The sequence below is a fragment of the Pseudomonas sp. B37(2017) genome (genome assembly GCF_002112885.1).
Lineage (GTDB): Bacteria > Pseudomonadota > Gammaproteobacteria > Pseudomonadales > Pseudomonadaceae > Aquipseudomonas > Aquipseudomonas paraglycinae.
This window is the reverse complement of the sequence record NZ_NEIX01000009.1, coordinates 202744-222534: the sequence shown is the minus strand read 5'-3', so window position 1 is coordinate 222534 and position 19791 is coordinate 202744. Positions and strand designations below refer to the sequence as shown.

Here is a 19791-nt window from a genome sequence, read left to right as displayed (position 1 = left end):
TTTCCTTCACGAGCTCTCCACACCACTGTCCTCACCCTCGAATGCTGCAATTTGTGGCTGCATCTGGACTTCTCCATCAACTTGAATCAGGACTTTCCTGTCCAGGCCAGCGGCCTCCATATAGACACTGACTCGCTGCAGCGTAGCCTCATCCAGCGGATTGTTTCGAAAGTTGAAATTGACTTGCCGAACATCCGGCACCTCGAAGAGTTCGTCTGGCAAGTGTGCAATTTCGTTATTGCGCAGATCGGCAAATGCCAGACTTTCGCTTTCAAATAGCCCGACAGGCACCTCGTTCAGCCCTGTATCCGAGAGATAAAGACTGTCCAGGCGCCTCATGAATCTGAGATCGGGCGACAGTCCGAGCGGGTTGTTGCTCAAGTCCAACAGTGTCAGTTGTTCAATGTGGGCAAGGCCTTCAACGCTGGCTTCGCTGAGCCGTATGTCACAGTTGTCCAAGGTCAGCGTCACCAGTTCCCTCATCTGGTACACCTCAGCGGGAAACGATTTCAACGCAAAGCCGGACAGGGTGAGATACCGCACACATGGAAAACTCGCGAGAAAGGTGCTGTCTTCCAACGGGGCAGTGCTGGTCAGACTCAACTCGCGAACATGGCTGAAATCCGCCGACAAACGAGGCAGGCTGCCAAGTACATCGAGATCGTAATCCAGCGTCGATGGAGTGTACGGATTGGCGCTGGTTGCCTTCCGGGACCAATTGTCCTGAAGCTCCTGAGCAAAACGCTCTCGGCTTGCTGTCTGCGCAGCAATTTCGGTATTTGTCAGAGGCAAACCCGTGACCGGGTGCCGGGACGGCACCTGCCCGGTCCACGCGCCAAGATCCTTCACCAGAGTGAAGTGTTGCGCTTCCAGCCGGGCCACTGCCAGCAGCGGATCACCCGTCAATCGCTCGCGGTGCATGGAAGTCCGAGCATCCTGGGCCATGGTCGGAAACAACGTTGCCAGACGCTCATCTACACTGCGCGCCAGCCCCGACGGGGCATCGCCTCGATCCAACGGGCTCCCTGATGCTATAGGGTGCCAGTACCTGCCCTCGGCGTCCGGCTCCATCAGCGGACCGGAAGCCTTGAGTTCTCTGGCGACCGTGGCGCGAAAAAGACCGCTTTCGGCATCCCGAACCACTTGTACGAAATGATCGTCGGAAACAGCCACATACTGGCGGTGTTTGAACTCACGAACGCCCTGCGCATCGACCTCGCCGAGATTTTTTCGGGCGGGCACCCGGTAGTCCGCGAAAGAAGTGGGCGAGGCAACTCCCGCCACTTCATTAATCGCGAAAAGCTCCACGCTCGGCCTGGGATTGGTTATCTGCGCCGTCGTGACAGGATCCGGCAGGAAAAGAGACGGTAGCGGATCCGGGCGATGCGGCAGGGCTGAGGGGGGAGAATCCCCGCTGGGCACCCGATGAGAACCATCGGCAGCGGAGTCATTTATTTTGCTGGAGCCAGGTTTGATCCTGGGTGATTTGTCAGCCATGAAACTCTCATCCTTGAGATTGGGTTGCACTGATAACGGAGTTCTACGCGAACCGTATCGAACGCGCAGGTCAGTCAGCCAAACCTGAATTGTCTGGCCCTCGAGAAAACCATCATACCGCTGCGCTTGCTGCGGGCTGTCGTATGTATGTCTACCGCATGAGCCTGCATGCCCAGACCGCCACCCCGCGGCGCGTTGACTGCCTGACCAGAAAATGAAAAGGCGCCTTCAGCGATTCCTGCTGGAACCGTTGAAGGCGCGACCGGATCATTCCTCAGAATATGTCCGGCAAAAGCACGAGTGAGCGTTGCTCTCCCGGCCATGGCATGCCACGCCCATCAAGCGCCTCTCACGGTATGACCAAACGCATGCATGGTCACCGTACGGGTGTCATGGTTCGCAAAGAAAAACAGGCGCGTGGCCTGGTTAAGTCTGATTTCTGTGTAACCCGTGTCATTGAAGTAACCTGGGTCGCGGAGTTGACGCGGATTGGGAGACTTGAAAGGGACCATCTCATTGTAATAAGTCTTGCCCCCAAGCCCATTGGCAGCTTCGCTTGGAGACTTTCCTGCGTCCTTGATTGCATCCTTGAAACGGAAGAATTTATCCCTTGAAATGTCATCAAGCTCTTCAAAACCGGGAATGGCGCCTCTTCCTGTTTTTTGCCCATCCACCGTCCCCCTGAAGCCCTGGGTCTTGTATGTCCATTTTCGTGCCCCCGCACTCGTTCCTGAAGTGCTTCGCCCCCCCATTCCACTCGCCATGGCTCTGGCGGCCTCGCGCGGATTGTTGCTCAATCCTGACTTGAAAGCCCCCGCCAACCTGCTGGCACCTCTGATAGCCTGACCCGCCAGCCCGGCGCCAAGAGATGCCAACCCAAGCCCCAGGCTGATGTAACCCAGAATGTCGCCAGCCGAAGATTGCGGATCCAGTTCATGCGCCAACTCGCTGGCAATGGCCGTAACGCCCGAGGCGACTCCCAGTCCCACGGCCAGTAATGCCAATGGCGTGGCCGCCCCCAGTGTCGCGATACTTGCAATACTCCCGATAAACCCCAGCGCAATCCCGGCAATCGACTGCCAGGAAACATGCCCCGTGGGATCCACTCGGTTAACCGGATCGCCAAGGCAATACGCGTAAGCATTCAAGCCGCCTGCATCGAGCGGGCTCAGGCTGTCCGGGCTGATGAAGCGCATCAGTGTCGGGCTGTAGGCCCGGTAACCATTGCCCAGCAGATACAGACCGGTGACCTCATCCAGTTGCTCGCCATTGAAACCCGCCTGACTGAACAGGCCTCCCTCGACAGGCCGATGCCCGTAGGGACTGTAGGCGCTGTCGAGCGATTGTTCGCCATGCGAGCGACTCAGCACGCTCTGCTGCTGATCAGCCCCGAAAAGCCGAATGCCCGCACCCGCTCCCAGTTGCTGCTGTCCCAATATCAGACGGCCGTGTCGCAGGACACTGCGTGATTCAGGACCACTGATTTCGCTGCTCACTTTGCCGTGGTGATAAAAGCGCTGCACCGCCGACTTTCCGGATTGCGACAGCTCGACCAGCCGATCGAAGCCGTCGTATCGGTAACCACGCAGGACCTCCCCACGTGAATCGATAACCTGAGTCAGGCGGCCAAACGTGTCGTAGGCCAGAGTACGGCCCTTATCGTCCTTGATCATCCGGCCGTTGGCGTCGTATTCCAGGGTGACCGGTGCCGGATAGTCGGCATGAGAATGTTGAACCCCGACCAACTGGGCCGGATCCTGTTCGCTGAAACTGAACGTCGTCACGTTGACACCCAGAGGGAACGTGGTTTGCAGGGCGAGAATGTTATCCAGCGCATCGAACGTGAATGTTTGCTGGATAATTTCCTTGCCATAAGGGTCTCGCGGTCGCTGGAGCCCTTCACAGTCGTACTGGATGACTCGCCCGCGTGCGTCGTAAGAGAACCGCTCATCGCGCAACACCATGAAGCCGCGTCTGAGAACCTTCTGCGCCAGCTTGCCCGCCACGGTGTAACTGGAGCTCAGTGTTTGCGAGGGCAATCCGTTGACTTCGAAACGGCGGGTCAGCTCACGACCGATATCATCGTAGGTCAGGTGCGTGAAGATATGATGCCCGGACAGGGTATCCCGGGTTTCGATCCGCTCAAGCAAACCAGCCTTGCCATAGAAATATCGAGTTTCCACCGGACCTTGCCTGTGCAAGGTTTCGCGCCCCCAGATGTCGTACTCGGTTTTGTGCCGCGTGCCCACCACGTCCACGTATTCCAGAGGGCGCCCCGCCAGCGAGTAGGTTTGGGAGGTCGTCTGGCGCCGTTCGGCAAAGCGGGTTGTTTCCGACTTCAGGCGCCCGGAAGGAAAGTATTCGAACAGATTCTCACGTCCTTGCTCGACGCAACTTTCCATTCTGCCGTTTCGTTCATCGTAGGTGAAACGGGTAAGCCCTCCGCCTCCTGTTAGCGCTTTGCGCTCAGTCAAGGCGCCACCCGGACCCGATGAATAAACAAACTCGGTCGTTTCCCCTGCCGCACTCGTGTGCGATGCGGGCTGAGTCTTGCCGGCCGAATAAACCGCAACCGACTTGCGCCCGCCCACCGAATGCTCTGTCAGCCGGTTCAAACCATCGAAGACCTGCTGCCCCAACAGTTTCCCGGCGACCCTGATGGCGACCGGCAATGCCTCGGAGCTATGGACGGCAAACTCGGTCTGTACCGCATGCCCGTCAGGCAAAACACTGCGAAACAGACGATCGTACGCATCGTACTCATAACTGGTCTTGTTCCCCGCCGGATCGGTTTGACTGATGGTGCGCCCCAATCCGTCGTACTCAAAGACGGTTTTGCCCAGGCTTTGCGCCTTGAGGTCGAAGACTTCAAGGCTGTCCGGCTTGCCGAAGGCATTGAAGACAGTGACGGTTTTACCCAGGCCTTGCTGCCAATGCTTGCGCTGGCGCTTCACCGGATCGAACTCGTTGTACTCGACTCGTCCGTCGGCATGGCGAGTCTCCTTGACCTGACCCCAGTTATCGTAAAACAGCTGCGACTTCACAGGGCGCGCAACACCGTCCCACCAATCGGTGCGGGTCTGCTCAGTCAATCGTCCGACCTGATCATGGAGCGCGGCATAGAACACTCGCATTGGAAATGCACCTGCCGGATCCGGGTTGTCACAATCCATTTCTTCAACGCCGATGACCCTCCCCAACGCGTCGTAGGTAACTTTTTGCATACCTCCCGACGGATCGGTCAGAACCACCGTGGCCGGCACGTCTACCTTGGCCGTTTCGTGACGCCATTGGTACGACGCGACATGCGCCGTGCCAGAGACAAGCGTCTTGCGGACACGACGCCCGAGCTTGTCGTATTCGAATGTAACCACACTGTCGTCGGCATCGCGCTCTGACAGCGCCAAACCGCTCAGGGTGGAAAGCGTTTGCTCGGTCGAACTCGCGGTACCGTCGAAACCCTGCAAGGTTGTCTTCAGCCTCAGGGAGAAATCGTCAGTCGCGTAGGCATAGTTGATACAAGTCGTCGTGCCGTTACGGGTGACCTTCTGCTGCTTCAAGAGGCCGTGTGTAAGCGGGTTGTCCGGCGTTTCCAGATAAGTCAGCGCAATGGTCGAACGATGGACTTCGCGATCTGCGACCCACTCGAAGAAGTTTTCCTCGACAGGCACCACACTGGCCAGCGTCCCTCCCTCGAGCATGGGGAGTAAGGCATAGCGGTAACGTGTGACGGTGGACGCACCGCCACCCGTCGCGGGGGCCACGGTTTTCTGCTTCAGGAAGCGGACAAACTCCAGCGGATCTGCCGGACAATCCGGAGTCTGGGTCGCCGGATAGTATTCAAACTGCGTTGTCACCCCGTCCACCCCAACCTGTTTGAGCAGGTTGCCGATGGCATCGTATTCAGTGACAGAGGTCTCGGAACGCTTCTCTTTTGTCGTCAGGTCCTCGTAAGTCAGGGTCTGGACTTGAGGCATCCGGAACTGCGCAGGTTGCTGAGTGAAAGGTAGCTTTACGTCACAGTAATATCGGGTTGAAACCGACGTTTGCGCATTACCGCAAGTGGTCACCTCGGAAATCAACAAATGGAACTTGTTGTAGGTTCGCTTGATGCGGGTGTGGACTGTGCTCCCGACAATCAGCCGCTCTTCGCTGGAATACTGATAGCCCCCCACGGCGCGGAAAAGAGGATCGCCATCGTCCTGGGGATCCGCTGCAACGCCGTGCCCAAGGTAATTATGGTCCGAGTAGGTGTAAATCTTGCTGACCTTCGGTTGCCCGTGTCTGGCGTAGATATCGTGGGCAATGACGCACGGCAGGCTTTGATCGCCCTCGACGGTCGGGAAGAGATGGCCGACTTCCTTGTAGCGAATGTTTTCCACGGCACCCAAGGGCGATTCAACTCGGGTCAGATAACCGTCTGCGTACTGCAGTTTCCAGCCCCCACCTTCCGGCAAATCGATGGCGTTGACCTGATCGTTTCTGAGCGTCAGAGCAAACTCAGCGCTGGAGGGCGTATCCGGATGCCGGGTCAGAATCACCCTTGTGTCTTTGCGGGCGATCTTGAGCAACGTTCTTTGGAAGTCGCTGATCTCGATCAGCATCGGCTGCTCACTGAACGTCCTGTACTTCAGGGAAATACTCACGCCATTGGCTGCGAATATCGTCTCGGGAACCGCGATGTTAGTCGCCCCATGGACCCTGAGCACTTCACGTCGACCATCCTTGTATCGGATCTCGTATCGTCCATCAGCAGTTTTCAGAACCTTGGCACTTTCCAGCTTCATTTCCTTGAAATGCAAGGTTCCCCGCGACTCCACAGCTTTGTAGCTCTCGCCGCTGGAAAACGTCATGACTCTGCTGCGCAAGTCATAACGGGTGATCGACAATGACCAGCCAGCGCCATAACCGGCACTGTGTGAATTCAAGGGATTGAAATTCAGCGCAAGATTGAATGAAGGGCCGTTGAGATCGACGGACTGAATAGACCCAAGGGATAACGAACAGGTATAAACGCCGGTTCTGGGATCGACCCCGCCGGCTACAAAATCACCAAAATTGAAAGCATTCGAATGCACGGATTCCGGAGAGTGGTTACTCATAAATAACATCCTGTCATTTGTTTCAAAATCGAATCAATTACGCACAATAAAGAACCGCTTTTCCGCAATCATTTAAAACTGCGAAAAAACGGCTGCATTAACCGTAAAACAAATCGGGCGACATCAGATGTGCGCGCTGCCACGCTCACCATCAACCAATACAGGAGTCGACACCGTTGTATTTTTAATCGGCAAGGTCTCGACGAAAAGAACTCAAGCAGTGACTGCACTCGCCGCGGACTTATCCCCGCTCCAGAAAGAACTCACGCTTTTCAGAGTCGGTCCGAATGGCCAACTTGTGCTCCGTGCCATATTGATCGATTGCGACAAACGGAAACACGCCATCGGCGCTGGAATCTGCCGCAGTGTACGCAAACTCGGAAAGCGCCTGCACGATGGTCAACTCGCCGTGACGATCATTGACTATCACGACATACTCTTTGGTCTTTGACGAAGAATCCAGAGCGTGATCTCGAAATGTATAATTCACAAAAGTATTGTCATTAACAGGTAGCGCCACAGTGATATCAGTCTTGTTCGGCCTTACCATGACTCCCTTCAGATAGTTGGTTTTCCACGCATGTACCCAGTTACCATAGGCAAACATGACATCATCCGTACCTTTTGAAGCAACCCAGTCCACCAGATTGATCTGCTGTCCCTGATAAACAAGTCCGAGATAGTAGTTCCAGATCCGGTTTCCCGGCTCCTCATTGCCGCGCCTGGTGGAAGTCCAGCGAAACTGGTCGACCGAATAGGTAACCGGCACCTGAGCGTCCAAAGTGACACTGCTGTCCTGAAAACCGGAAAGACCGGTTGCATTGCTTCGGATAGTCACTCCGCTCAAAAAAACGCTTGCCGCGATTTGCGTCGAGCCGCTACCCGAGGACGATACCCAGAATGTGCGCACTTGCGGATGGATACCGTTATCCGGCTCATCCTTAATCACTGGCGCTTCCAGCGTATATCGACCTTGATCGATACTGGCACTCCAGCCGTCGCGCAAGGCTCTCCCAGTGTTGTAGTGAATAAGTTCAACCGTATTCGTGACTTCTTCTGGAACCAGAGTGCGATCCCCGTTTTCATCATAACCTGACACCAGCACCTGAACCTTTACTTGCATGCGGCCGTTGCCGTACAGCACTTTATTTCGCGCGGATGAGGAAGAATTCAACTTCACTTTCAAGTCAATACTGTCCAGTCTTCCAGGACCGGCCAACTGATTTCCTGATACTTCGTTAAGCTCACTCATACTTTTACTCCTTGTGCTTGATGTCATTCCATACCTCGCAAAGCAAAAACGAAGCAAGCCATGAATAACATGCAACCCCAAACCGGCAAAAAGTTAAGTGTAAGAACCTGTAGCTAAAACCAATACAGAATCGGCAATTCTAAAAAAGCGGCCATATTAACTTCGAGATACATTCATCATAAAATGTAAATCCAAAGAAAAAAGCTCACGAAGAACGTAACGCGGCCGCCTCGGACAATCCAGATAGCAAAGAAGTCATTTGCTGGCAGACCAGCTATGGGTTCATTTGCGCAAGGTTTCAATGCTCGTCGTTATAGACGAACTTTGGCATTTCCCAATGAAAACGAATCGCCAGCAGGCGCAACAGGAAGCCACCAAACAGCGTGATCAGAATCGCCTGCTCGCTGGGCACGTTCAGGAACAGACAGAGCATGTAGCACCACGCCGCAGCGAACGAGACGCTGGCGTACAGTTCGCGACGGAAGATCAACGGGATGTCGTTGCAGAAGATATCGCGCAGGATGCCGCCGAATACCCCGGTGATCACGCCGCTGACCGAGGCCACCAGCATGCCGTGGCCCATTTCCAGGGCAGTCATGCAGCCGATCAGGGTGAATGCCACCAGACCGACCGCGTCGAGCACCAGAAACAGCGAACGCAGGTGACGCATCCAGCGTGCGGTAAACACAGTGATCATCGCCGCGACAGTCGTCAGCACCAGGTACTCCGGGTGTTTGACCCAGGTCAGCGGATAATGCCCGAGCAGCACATCGCGCACCGAACCGCCGCCCAATGCCGTGACGCAGGCGATCAGCACCACGCCGAACCAGTCCATGCCGCGACGGCCCGCAGACAGGGCGCCGGTCATGGCTTCGGCAGTAATGGCGACGAGGTAGAGCATCAGCAACATGGTGGCGATCCTGGCAGGAAGGCGCGCAGTCTACTCACTTCGCCGAGGCACCAAAAGAGGGCACCTCGGCGTGGGTGCCGATCTCAGAACTTGATGAAATGCTTGCGGTAGTGCTGCAGCTCGGCGATGGATTCGCGGATGTCGTCCAGCGCCAGGTGGGTGCTGCCCTTCTTGAAGCTGTCGCGTACGTCCGGCGCCCAGCGCGCGGCCAGTTCCTTGAGCGTGGAAACGTCGAGGTTGCGGTAGTGGAAGTAGCTTTCCAGCGACTTCATGTGGGTATAAAGGAAGCGGCGATCCTGGCAGATGCTATTGCCACAGATCGGCGACTTGCCCTTCGGCACCCACTGTTCGAGGAAGGCGATGGTTTCGGCTTCGGCCTCGGCCATGCTCACGCGGCTTTCACGCACGCGCTGGGTCAGGCCCGAGTTGCCGTGAGTGCGGGTGTTCCACTCGTCCATGCGGGCGAGGACTTCGTCGCTGTGGTGAATGGCGATCACCGGGCCTTCGGCCAGGGTGTTCAGGTCACTGTCGGTGACGATGGTGGCCATTTCGATGATCACGTCGTTTTCCGGATCCAGACCGGTCATTTCGAGGTCGATCCAGATCAGATTCTGCGGGTTTTGCATATTTCGGCTCCTGAGCAATGCTGCGCAGTTTAGCCTAGGCAGCCTGCCGGGCGTGCTAAACTCGCGGCCGTTTTACCTAATCGCTGCATTCTTCAGACGGAACACCCATGGCCAAACGCCAACTCAATCGTCGTCAAAACTGGCGCATCGAAAAGATTCAGGGCGAGCGCGCCGCCCGCGCCGCCAAACGCGAGTCCTCGGCTGTCGAGGCGCTCGAAGGCGGCGATCTGGGCCCGGAACAGCACGGCCTGGTGATCGCCCACTTCGGCGTGCAGGTCGAGGTCGAGGCCGTTGACGGCGAACTGGCCGGCCAGGTCTTCCGCTGCCACTTGCGGGCCAACCTGCCAGCGCTGGTGACCGGCGACCAGGTGGTCTGGCGCGCCGGCAACCAGGGCATCGGCGTGATCGTCGCGCAACTGCCGCGCACTACTGAACTCTGCCGCCCGGACAGCCGTGGCCAGCTCAAACCGGTGGCCGCCAACGTCGACATGATCGTCATCGTCTTCGCCCCGCTTCCCGAGCCTCATGCGAACCTGATCGACCGTTATCTGGTCGCGGCGGAGCACGCGGGCATCCGCCCGTTGCTGCTGCTGAACAAATTCGACCTGATCGACGATCAGAACGCCCCGGCGCTGAATGCCCTGCTGGCGGTCTATCGCACGCTGGGTTACCCGGTGCTGGAAGTCTCAGCGCACCACGGCAACGGCATGGAGCAATTGCAGCAACAGCTCGACGGGCGCATCAGCGTGTTCGTCGGCCAGTCCGGTGTCGGCAAGTCGTCGCTGGTCAACAGCCTGCTGCCGGAAGTCGAAACCCGCGTCGGCCCGCTGTCCGAGCTGTCCGGCCAGGGCACGCACACCACGACCACCGCACGCCTGTTCCACTTCCCCGGCGGCGGCGAACTGATCGACTCCCCGGGCATCCGTGAATTCGGCCTCGGCCACGTCAGCCGCGCCGACGTCGAAGCCGGTTTCATCGAGTTCAACGACCTGCTCGGCACCTGCCGCTTCCGCGACTGCAAACACGACCGCGAACCGGGATGCGCACTGCTCAAGGCCCTGGAAGACGGCCGCGTGCAGCAGCAGCGAATGAACAGCTACCGCTCGATCATCGCCAGTTTGCCGGAAAACGGCTACTGAACCATTAAGTAGCCAGACACAAAAAAGCCGCGATCATCTCGCGGCTTTTTTGTGGGTCACTGTTTCGGCGCGGGAGCCGGTGCAGCAGGCGCCGGGGCTGGTGCCGCTGCACCCGGTTCCGTCGGTTTCGGCAGCGGGTCGTCGAACAGGTTCAGCCGTTCGCGCAACTCGTGGGCCGGTACCGGCTGCTGATCCGCCGGCAAGGCGTTCGGGTCGACCGGGGTGGCCGGCGCGGCGCCGTTCTGGCCTTGATCTGCCGGTTGCGACGGGTCGGCACCTTGCGAACCTTCGATGGCCGCCTGGGCCTTCTTGGTCAGCACCACGATGTCGATGCGGCGGTTGACCGGGTTGAACGGGTTCTCCTTGTCGAACAGCGCCGACGAGGCGTAACCAACAACCCGCGCCACTTGAGCATCCGGATAACTGCCTGCCACCAGTGCACGCCGGGCGGCGTTGGCACGGTTGGCCGAAAGCTCCCAGTTGCCGAAGTCGCCATTGCCCACGTAAGGCTTGGCATCGGTGTGACCGCTGATGCTGATCTTGTTCGGCACCGCTTTGATGGTGTCGGCCATGGCCAGCAGGATGTCTTCGAAGTACGGTTTCAGGCGTGCAGAACCGGAGTCGAACATCGGCCGGTTCTCGGCGTCCATGATCTGGATGCGCAAGCCGTTCGGCGTGATCTCGAACAGGATCTGGTCCTTGAATTTCTGCAGTTGCGGGTTCTCGTCGACCTTGTTCTGCAGTTCTTGCAGCAGCAGTTCCAGGCGTTCCTTCTCGACCTGCTCGGCCATGCCTTCAACCTGTTCGGTGTCGACCGTGACCTTGTCCGGCTGCGGCTGCGACTTCACTTCAGGGTTGAGGGTGTTTTCCGGCGCGAGGGTCGGCGTACCGCCCAGATCGATGATGTACGGCGTGCCGCTCTCGGAGAAACCGACCGGGTCCTTGAAGTAACCGGCGATGGCGATCTTCTGTTCCGGGGTCGCGGTGGACAGCAGCCACAACACCAGGAAGAACGCCATCATCGCCGTCGCGAAGTCGGCGAAGGCGATCTTCCACGCTCCGCCGTGATGCCCGCCGGCGATGCGCTTGACGCGCTTGATGATTATCGGCTGGTTATTTTCCATGACTTAACGACCGCGAACGGCTTGTTCCAGCTCGGCAAAGCTTGGACGGTGAGCCGGGTACAGAACCTTGCGACCGAACTCGACAGCCAGCGACGGCGGCATACCGGAAGCCGAAGCCACCAGCGAAGCCTTGATGGCTTCGTAGACGTTCAGCTCTTCCTTGGCATCGTGCGCCAGGGAGTGCGCCAGCGGGCCGAAGAAACCGTACGCCGCGAGAATACCGAAGAAGGTACCCACGAGTGCCGCACCTACGTGCAGACCGATGGACTTCTGATCGCCTTCACCCAAGGAGGCCATGGTCACCACGATACCCAGTACCGCCGCGACGATACCGAAACCCGGCATGGCGTCGGCGATGCCGTTCACCGCGTGGGACGGATGCTCGAGGTCTTCCTTCAGGCTGTACAGTTCCATGTCGAACAGGCCTTCCAGCTCGTGGGGAGCCATGTTGCCGGAGGACATGATGCGCAGGTAATCGCAGATGAACGCAGTCATGCGTTCGTCTTTCAGGACCGCCGGGTACTTGGCGAAGATCGGGCTCGCGGCGGCGTCTTCGATGTCGCCTTCGATGGCCATCATGCCTTCGCGGCGGCTCTTGTTGAGGATCTCGTAGATCAGGCCCAGCACTTCCAGATAGAACGTGTGGCTGAAACGCGAACTGAACATGCTCAGGGATTTCTTGAGCACGTGCATCGTCATGTAGCCGGGGTTGGCCTGCAGGAATGCACCGAGTGCAGCACCGCCGATGATCATCACCTCGAAGGGCTGGATCAGAGCGGCAATCTTGCCGTGGGAGAGCACGTATCCGCCGAGCACGCTCGCGAATACGACGATGATGCCGATAATTTTAGCCATAGGTAGAAAGTACTTATTTAAGTCGGGTTCAAGGTCATATTCGGAAGTTAAAAAATCTCTTCTTCTACTTATCGGCAAAACTGCGCCAGACTATAGCCAGTTCAGGCGAAAAGCCAATTTAGCCCATGCCGGGCGCGTCTACAGTCAGTGAATATCTCGTCCAGACATGGCTAATGAAACGAACGTCCCACACGTAAAACCGACCACACTCGATGGCTGGGTGAAGCTGCTCGACAGCGTTCGCCTGCCGGTGCCGCAAGATGCCCATGACCGGGTCTGCCGGGCGATTCGCGATGACCGCAGCTCGCTGCGCGACATCGCCGACCTGATGCAGGACAGTCCGGCGCTGGCCCTGAGCATCATCCGCGAAGCCAACCGCCACACCCACGGCAACATGACCGCGCCTGCGGAAAACCTCGAAGTGGCGATCAATCGTCTCGGCCTTGGCCGTACCGAAGAACTGCTCGCTCGCCTGCCCGCCGAACCTGCCGCACAAATCCCCCAGGCCCTGCGCCAGTTGCAGATGATCAGCCAGCACGCCACGCAACAGGCTAACGGTTTTTTTGCCAGTCGCCTGGCGCGACTGTGGCAGGACATTCATTGGGGCAGCCTGCTGTTTCTGTCGCCGCTGTGGCCGTTGGCGCTGACCTTTCCCAAATTGCTTGAAGAGTGGGAAGTCCGGGTTATCCACAAGGGTGAATCCGCCCGTGCAGTAGAGAAGCAATTGTTCGGCGTACGCCTGCTGAAAATCGGCGAAGCGCTGGTCGAAGCCTGGCGTCTGCCGATCTGGGTGCAGCAAGGTTATCGGCTGCTGCTGACCGAGCAGCGCGAACTGGTCAAGGTCCTGCGTATTGCCCGCGACGTCGATCATCCGTTGCGCCAGCAAAACCGCCTCGACGACGACCCGACCCTGCGCCGCTGGCTCAACCAGCCGGCCAACACCGTGCTGCTGGCCAACGGCCTGGCACTCTCGGCGCAACAGGCCTGGGACAGTCCGCACAGTGAGCGCTGGCAATTCCTGACCAGCCTCTACCTGCAAATCTCGATGGACGAGGTGCAACAGCAGCTGCACCAACAGGCCGCCGTCAGCGCTCGCCATCATTCCATGCCGGACCTGTGGCACCCGGCGGTTTCGCTGCTGTGGCCGTGGGGCACCCGTCGCCTGCCCGCCGGAATGCTCCCGGCTGCGGCGCCTTCCGCTGAAGACCTGACCCAGTGGCGCCGGCAATGCGCCGAGTTGCTGGCTGTGCCAAGCCGCTTCACCAATGCCATGAGCCTGACCGTCGCCGCCCGCGATGCGCTGGTCGCCAGCGGTATGCGCCGGGTGATGATCCTGATGGCCGACCGCAGCCACGCCAATCTGCGCGTCCATCAAACCTCGGGGCTGCCGAAGGAAGCCGCTGCGCTCAATTTCGTCGTCAGCCAGAGTTCGGTGCTGCAACGCTTGCTCGCGCAGCAGGCGCAAGTACGCATCACCCCGGACAACAACGCCCAGTTTTCCGCCCTGCTGCCGCCCTCGCTGCGCACGCTGTTCCGTGGCGAACATCTATTCCTGCGCTCGCTGGTGAACAACGGCCGGGTGATCATGATCGTGGTCGCCGACCAGGGTGGCGGGCCGTTCGCCGACATCACCGTGCAAGCCTTCGGCAAAACCGCGCAGTGCATCGAGAAAGCCCTGCACAGTTTTAGCCAGCGCGGCCAATGACAGCTACAATCCTTCCCCTTTGTGCTCTGGAGACCTCACATGTCTGATTTCTCTGGCCTGGCCCTGGTGATCGAGCCGAGCGACCTGCTGCCGCGCCTCGAATCCCGCGATCTGATTCTGGTGGATCTGACCAGTGCCGCCCGCTACGCCGAGGGACATATTCCCGGCGCACGTTTTGTTGATCCGAAACGCACCCAGCTGGGTCAGGCGCCGGCTCCGGGCCTGTTGCCGAGCAAGGAAAAACTCGAAGAACTGTTCGGTGAGCTGGGCCATCGCAAAGACGCGGTCTACGTGGTCTATGACGACGAAGGCGGTGGCTGGGCCGGGCGCTTCATCTGGCTGCTCGACGTGATCGGTCACGACAAGTATCACTACCTCGACGGCGGTCTGCCGGCGTGGCTGGCGGAAGGTTCGCCGATGTCGATCCAGATTCCTCCGGCGGCGGGCGGCCCGGTTGCCCTGACGCTGCACGAGGAACCGACCGCCACCCGCGAATACCTGCAAAGCCGTCTCGGCGCCGCTGACCTGGCAATCTGGGACGCTCGCGGGCCGCTGGAGTACTCCGGCGAGAAAGTCCTGGCGGCCAAGGGCGGACACATCCCCGGCGCGGTCAATTTCGAATGGACGGCGGGCATGGATCAGGCGCGCCAGTTGCGCATCCGTACCGACATGCCGCAGATCCTCGAAAACCTCGGGATCACCAAAGACAAAGAAATCATTACCCACTGCCAGACCCATCACCGGTCCGGTTTCACTTATCTGGTGGCCAAGGCCCTCGGTTATCCGCGGGTCAAGGGCTACGCCGGTTCCTGGGGCGAATGGGGCAACCACCCCGACACCCCCGTCGAGCTTTAAGGATTTTTAAGGACAGTCATGAAAGAGCGTTTGTTTATCATCAGCCAGTACCTGCTGCCGCATCACTTGCTGTCGCGCCTGGCCGGCTGCGTCGCCGAGTGCCGCGTGCGCTGGTTCAAGAATGCCTTCACCACCTGGTTCGCCAAGCGTTATCAGGTGGACATGTCGCAGGCACTGGTTGAAGACGTCACCGCTTACGAGCACTTCAACGCCTTCTTCACCCGCGCCCTGAAAGACGGCGCACGCCCGCTGGATCAGACCCCGGGCGCGATCCTCAGCCCGGCCGACGGTGCGATCAGCCAGCTCGGCCCGATCGAACACGGTCGCATCTTCCAGGCCAAGGGCCACAGCTTCAGCGTGCTGGAACTGCTGGGTGGCGACGCGGCCAATGCGGCGCCGTTCATGGGCGGTGAATTCGCGACTGTTTACCTGTCGCCAAAGGACTACCACCGCGTGCACATGCCGCTGGCCGGCACCCTGCGCGAAATGGTCTACATCCCGGGCCGGATCTTCTCGGTCAACCAGACAACCGCGGAAAACGTTCCGGAGCTGTTTGCCCGCAACGAGCGCGTGGCGTGCATCTTCGACACCGAGCGCGGGCCGATGGCCGTGGTATTGGTGGGCGCGATGATCGTGGCATCGATCGAAACCGTGTGGGCCGGTCTGGTCACGCCGCCGAAGCGCGAGCTGAAAACCTTCCGTTACGACGAAGCCGCCCGTGCGCCGATTCATCTGGAAAAAGGCGCGGAACTGGGGCGCTTCAAGCTGGGTTCGACCGCGATCGTGCTGTTCGGGCCGGATCAGGTGAAATGGGTTGAAGAATTGAAAGCCGGCTCGCCGGTACAGATGGGTCAGGCCCTGGCACTGTCCAACGCCTGAACCTGTTGATCCGCCCTTTCGCACGTCTGCGAAGGGGCGGACACGACCTGAGTGGCGCCGTTACTCTATCTGCCCACGGAAGCCGATCGGCCCTTCGTTGGCGTAGGTATTGGTGCCGCTGAGGTTTTTCCCTCCGTCACTGGACGTGACGCTCAACGCGATAACGTTCTGGTTATCCCGCCCGCCGATCACCCACTTGCCACCTGGATGCCACGGGGCATCGTTGCCACCCCACTGGTTTTCGACGTTGTACTGGTTCTGGCCAGTGCGCTGAGCCTTGAAGCCAATAGGGCCTTCGCCGGCGTAGGTCATGGTGCCGGTGAAGCTTTTGCCACCGTCGCCGGACTTGATCTCGATCGCGACGACGTTCTGGTTGTCCCGCGCGCCCAGCACCCAGGTTCCACCCGGATGCCAAGGTGCCGAACTACCGCCCCATTGATTTGCCACTGCGTATTTAGACATGAACCTCATCTCCTTGAAGTTTTTCAGAGACCTGCCCGACGTTGCGGCAAGCCGTGCAACCGTGCGTTTCCGATCGCACGCCTGAGAGCCTAGTAGCGCCTGCCGAAATGGCACCAGGCCAGCAGACCAACGGTAAAAAAGCCTGACAATCGCCTGCGAAACAGAGCACAACTGCTAGAGTTTTTGGCATTGCCCTATTCGCCGCCGGAGCTTGTCACGGCATGAGTGAGCCACGATCCCAACCGAAACTGAGTGCCCCGACGCCCACGCAGTTGCGCCTGTCTTTCTGTGAAGCCACCCCGCGCGACCTCAAGCGCTGGATCGCCGGCCTGCCCAAGGCCAACATCGGCGAAACCGCGCGCCTGCTGTATCAAGGCCTCGGCGAACTCAATCAACTGCTGACCCCCAGCGACAATCGCCTGCATCTGCTGGAACTGTTACGCCCCGAGGTTTACTTCGTCTGCCAGCACCTGGAACGGCATTTTCTGCATCAGGCGATCATGCTCGATGAGCGCTCACGCAAGATCAGCAACCTGTGCCAGGCCCTGCAAAGTCAGCTGGCCATCGGTTACAAACAGATCATTGCGCGGATCGCGCCCAAGTATTCCCGGGATCGCGCAGCGCTTGTGAGCGAAGCGCTGCAACGGGCGACTCATGCGTTGAAAGGGCAACTGGTTCGCGCCACGCAGCTGTACAGCGCCGCACCGGAACAGCTGTGGTTCGAACTGCATCAATTGTTTCGCTGTGCCTGCGAGCTGCAACTGCAACATCGCCGGGTGCGCGACGACCTTGCCAGCCTGACCGGCGAGCTGAGTGTCGAACAGACCTACCTTGCGGCCCTGCTGCTGGGCAGCGCCCGTTGCAATCAGTTGCGCCAGAACCAGATCGCGCGTCTGGCCCAAGTAGTGGAACCATGGAGTGCGTGGCTGAAACTGCATCCCGCCCATCCGGGCGAAGGGTTGTTCGCGGTTTCGGCAGAGATCGACGCCGGCCCGCGCTACCGCTCCCAATTCCGTAGCGAGCAACAAGCCAGTCTGCTCGGTTTCGATCCGCAACCGCTGGTGAATGCCATCGAGGCCCACCTGCTGCATCAGGATGCGACCTCGCCGCTGCCCGTGCCGTCCGGCCTGACCCTCGACACCCTGCAACACCTGCACGCCACCTGGGGCGAAGCCGCCGAACGCAGCTTCAAGCGCACCGTCGGCCAGGGCAACCTGACCGTGTGTGTCGGCATGAGCGCCCTGCACTTCTACCTTGGCGGCGAGCGCACCTTCAGCGAACTGCTCAAGCACCCCGGGGCCCGTGCGGCGAATTTCAGCCGCGCGGTGGTTCAGGGCGAAAAGGACAGCTGGAGCCAGGCGTTCGATGCCGCACCACAGAGCACGTCCGATGAATTGTTGCCCTACGAGGAAATCCGCTACGAACCGCTGATCGACGATGAAGGCGACGCCGACAGTCCGCCGCATTACCCGACCTATGCCTTGCCGGTGATCAACCACAGCCCCGGCGGTTATTGCCTTGCTTGGCCAAAGGACGTACCGGCCGAATTGCAGGCTGGGGAAATGGTCGGGATTCAGGACAGCCTCAACCAGGGCTGGAGCATTGCCGTGGTGCGCTGGATCCGCCAGGTGCGCGGCGCCGGCACGCAAATGGGCATCGAACTGGTGGCGCCCCATGCCCGGCCGTGCGGGTTGCAACTGGTGCGTTCGCGGGATGATCACAGCCAGTATCTGCGCGGTTTGCTGTTGCCGGAGATCAGTGCGATCGATTTGCCGGCGACATTACTCGCGCCACGGCTGCCGTTTCAGGAAGGCAATAAAGTGCTGATCAACACCCAGGGCGAAGAGCACCGCGCCGGGCTGGATCGGCGGGTGGCCAGCACTCACAGTTTCAATCAGTTTGCCTATCGCTCGCTGGAGGCGGCCAGGAATGGCGGGAGCGAGGAGGATTTCGACTCGTTGTGGAAGTCCCTTTGAGTGGAGTCTGATAATCCGGGGCGCCCCCTTCGCGAGCAAGCCCGCTCCCACATTTGAAATGCATTCCAATGTGGGAGCGGGCTTGCTCGCGAAGGGGGCAGCTCAGGCGGCAGAGCTTTCAGAGCTGCCCGTCGCGATCCCGGAAGCCCAGCAGGTACAGCACGCCATCCAGACCGAGGGTCGAGATCGCCTGCTTCGCCGACTGCTTGACCAGCGGCTTGGCGCGGAACGCCACGCCCAGACCGGCAATCGCCAGCATCGGCAGGTCATTGGCGCCGTCGCCCACGGCGATGGTCTGCTCCAGACGCAAACCTTCTTTTTCAGCCAACTGCTTCAGCAGATCGGCCTTGCGCTGGGCATCGACGATCGGCTCGATCGCCACGCCGGTGCACTTGCCGTCGACCACTTCCAGTTCGTTGGCGAACACGTAGTCGATGCCGAGTTTGGCCTGCAACTGTTTGGCGAAGTAGGTGAAGCCGCCCGACAGGATCGCGGTCTTGTAGCCCAGACGCTTGAGTTCGGCGAACAGGGATTCGGCACCCTCGGTCAGACGCAGGGAGGCGCCGATCGAGTCGAGCACGCTGACATCCAGCCCCTTGAGCAGCGCCAGACGCTCTTTGAAGCTGGCGCGAAAATCCAGCTCGCCGGCCATTGCCCGCTCGGTGATTTCCGAAACCTGATCGCCGACGCCGGCGGCTTTCGCCAGCTCGTCGATGACTTCGGCTTCGATCAGGGTCGAGTCCATGTCGAACACCGCCAGACGACGGTTGCGACGGAACAGCGAATCTTCCTGGAAGGCGATGTCGACGTTCAGTTCCTGAGCCACGCTGAGGAACTCGGCGCGCAGCGCCTGCGGGTCGGCCGCTTCGCCACGCACGGAGAACTCGATGCAGCCCTTACCCTTGTCAGCCGGGGTGTCCAGCGGCATGCGACCCGACAGACGGTCGATATGGTCGATGTTCAGGCCGTATTTGGCGGTGATCGAGCTCACGGCCTGCAACTGGCCGGCGGTGACCTTGCGGGTCAGCAGGGTAACGATGTGGCGTTTCTTGCCCTGATTGCCCACCCATTGCTGGTAATCCTCTTCGGACACCGGGGTGAAGCGCACCTGCTGGTCGAGCTCATAGCCCTTGAACAGGATGTCCTTGAGCACCGACTTGCCTTGCTCGGAGTCGGGGATTTCCACGAGGATGCCGAACGACAGCATGTCGTGGATCACCGCCTGACCGATGTCGAGGATATTCACACCACCCTGGGCCAGAACACCGGTAATGGCCGCTGTCAGACCCGGACGGTCGACTCCCGTGATGTTAATCAGGACGATTTCGCGCAACGCGCACCCCCGCAACTGGAAAAAAACCGCATTCTACCCACTTTCAGTGACCATCGGGCACCGCCAGCGCTTTGCC

The 19791-nt window shown here is 59.5% G+C and carries 14 protein-coding genes; 5 read left to right on the top strand and 9 right to left on the bottom strand.

All coding sequences use genetic code 11. The annotated features are described in order from the left end of the window. Nucleotides 1-6: 6 nt before the first annotated feature. From CAF90_RS22105 to orn, 5 genes are all read right to left on the bottom strand, one after another. On the bottom strand, nucleotides 7-1497 hold the full coding sequence (locus CAF90_RS22105; RefSeq protein ID WP_085608495.1) for a leucine-rich repeat domain-containing protein: 1491 nt from the start codon (nucleotides 1495-1497) through the stop codon (nucleotides 7-9). A gap of 338 nt (nucleotides 1498-1835) precedes the next feature. Beyond that, complete coding sequence (locus tag CAF90_RS22100) at nucleotides 1836-6599, bottom strand: RHS repeat-associated core domain-containing protein (protein ID WP_256578507.1); 4764 nt, start codon at nucleotides 6597-6599, stop codon at nucleotides 1836-1838. Nucleotides 6600-6840: 241 nt separating this feature from the next. Next, a complete protein-coding gene (locus tag CAF90_RS22095) occupies nucleotides 6841-7851 on the bottom strand; it encodes a hypothetical protein (RefSeq protein ID WP_085608494.1) in 1011 nt (336 codons plus the stop codon). Nucleotides 7852-8149: 298 nt separating this feature from the next. After that, a complete protein-coding gene (locus CAF90_RS22090) occupies nucleotides 8150-8761 on the bottom strand; it encodes a trimeric intracellular cation channel family protein (RefSeq protein WP_064593093.1) in 612 nt (203 codons plus the stop codon). A gap of 83 nt (nucleotides 8762-8844) precedes the next feature. Beyond that, a complete protein-coding gene (orn, locus tag CAF90_RS22085) occupies nucleotides 8845-9387 on the bottom strand; it encodes an oligoribonuclease (RefSeq protein WP_085608493.1) in 543 nt (180 codons plus the stop codon). Nucleotides 9388-9494: 107 nt separating this feature from the next. Between orn and rsgA the strand changes: the two genes are divergently transcribed. Next, the gene (gene rsgA, locus CAF90_RS22080) at nucleotides 9495-10526 is read left to right on the top strand and encodes a small ribosomal subunit biogenesis GTPase RsgA (protein ID WP_085608492.1); all 1032 of its coding nucleotides are present in this window, start codon (nucleotides 9495-9497) and stop codon (nucleotides 10524-10526) included. A gap of 56 nt (nucleotides 10527-10582) precedes the next feature. Here rsgA and motB read toward each other — a convergent pair whose 3' ends face one another. Further along, nucleotides 10583-11650, bottom strand: a complete 1068-nt coding sequence (motB, locus tag CAF90_RS22075) for a flagellar motor protein MotB (RefSeq protein ID WP_085608491.1) — start codon at nucleotides 11648-11650, stop codon at nucleotides 10583-10585. A 3-nt stretch (nucleotides 11651-11653) separates the two neighbouring features. Continuing rightward, nucleotides 11654-12505: a flagellar motor stator protein MotA gene (gene motA / locus CAF90_RS22070; protein ID WP_007952169.1), complete on the bottom strand. Its 852-nt coding sequence runs from the start codon at nucleotides 12503-12505 to the stop codon at nucleotides 11654-11656. Nucleotides 12506-12671: 166 nt separating this feature from the next. Here motA and CAF90_RS22065 point away from each other — a divergent pair, with 166 nt between their 5' ends. From CAF90_RS22065 to asd, 3 genes are read left to right on the top strand one after another with little or no spacing between them, the layout of a single operon-like run. Then, nucleotides 12672-14210 (top strand): HDOD domain-containing protein, encoded by a 1539-nt coding sequence (locus CAF90_RS22065; RefSeq protein WP_085608490.1) that lies wholly within the window; start codon nucleotides 12672-12674, stop codon nucleotides 14208-14210. A gap of 39 nt (nucleotides 14211-14249) precedes the next feature. Further along, complete coding sequence (locus CAF90_RS22060; protein WP_064379082.1) at nucleotides 14250-15065, top strand: rhodanese-like domain-containing protein; 816 nt, start codon at nucleotides 14250-14252, stop codon at nucleotides 15063-15065. 18 nt (nucleotides 15066-15083) lie between these two features. Next, nucleotides 15084-15944 (top strand): archaetidylserine decarboxylase, encoded by an 861-nt coding sequence (asd, locus tag CAF90_RS22055; protein ID WP_007952166.1) that lies wholly within the window; start codon nucleotides 15084-15086, stop codon nucleotides 15942-15944. Between the two features lie 60 nt (nucleotides 15945-16004). On the opposite strand, the gene CAF90_RS22050 is transcribed toward asd, so the two are convergent. Continuing rightward, entirely contained in the window at nucleotides 16005-16406 is a 402-nt protein-coding gene (locus tag CAF90_RS22050; protein WP_011332171.1) for a hypothetical protein, read from the bottom strand. Between the two features lie 221 nt (nucleotides 16407-16627). Between CAF90_RS22050 and CAF90_RS22045 the strand changes: the two genes are divergently transcribed. Then, a complete protein-coding gene (locus CAF90_RS22045) occupies nucleotides 16628-18382 on the top strand; it encodes a molecular chaperone (protein ID WP_085608489.1) in 1755 nt (584 codons plus the stop codon). 118 nt (nucleotides 18383-18500) lie between these two features. Here CAF90_RS22045 and serB read toward each other — a convergent pair whose 3' ends face one another. Then, nucleotides 18501-19715, bottom strand: a complete 1215-nt coding sequence (serB, locus tag CAF90_RS22040) for a phosphoserine phosphatase SerB (RefSeq protein ID WP_085608488.1) — start codon at nucleotides 19713-19715, stop codon at nucleotides 18501-18503. Nucleotides 19716-19791 lie beyond the last annotated feature (76 nt).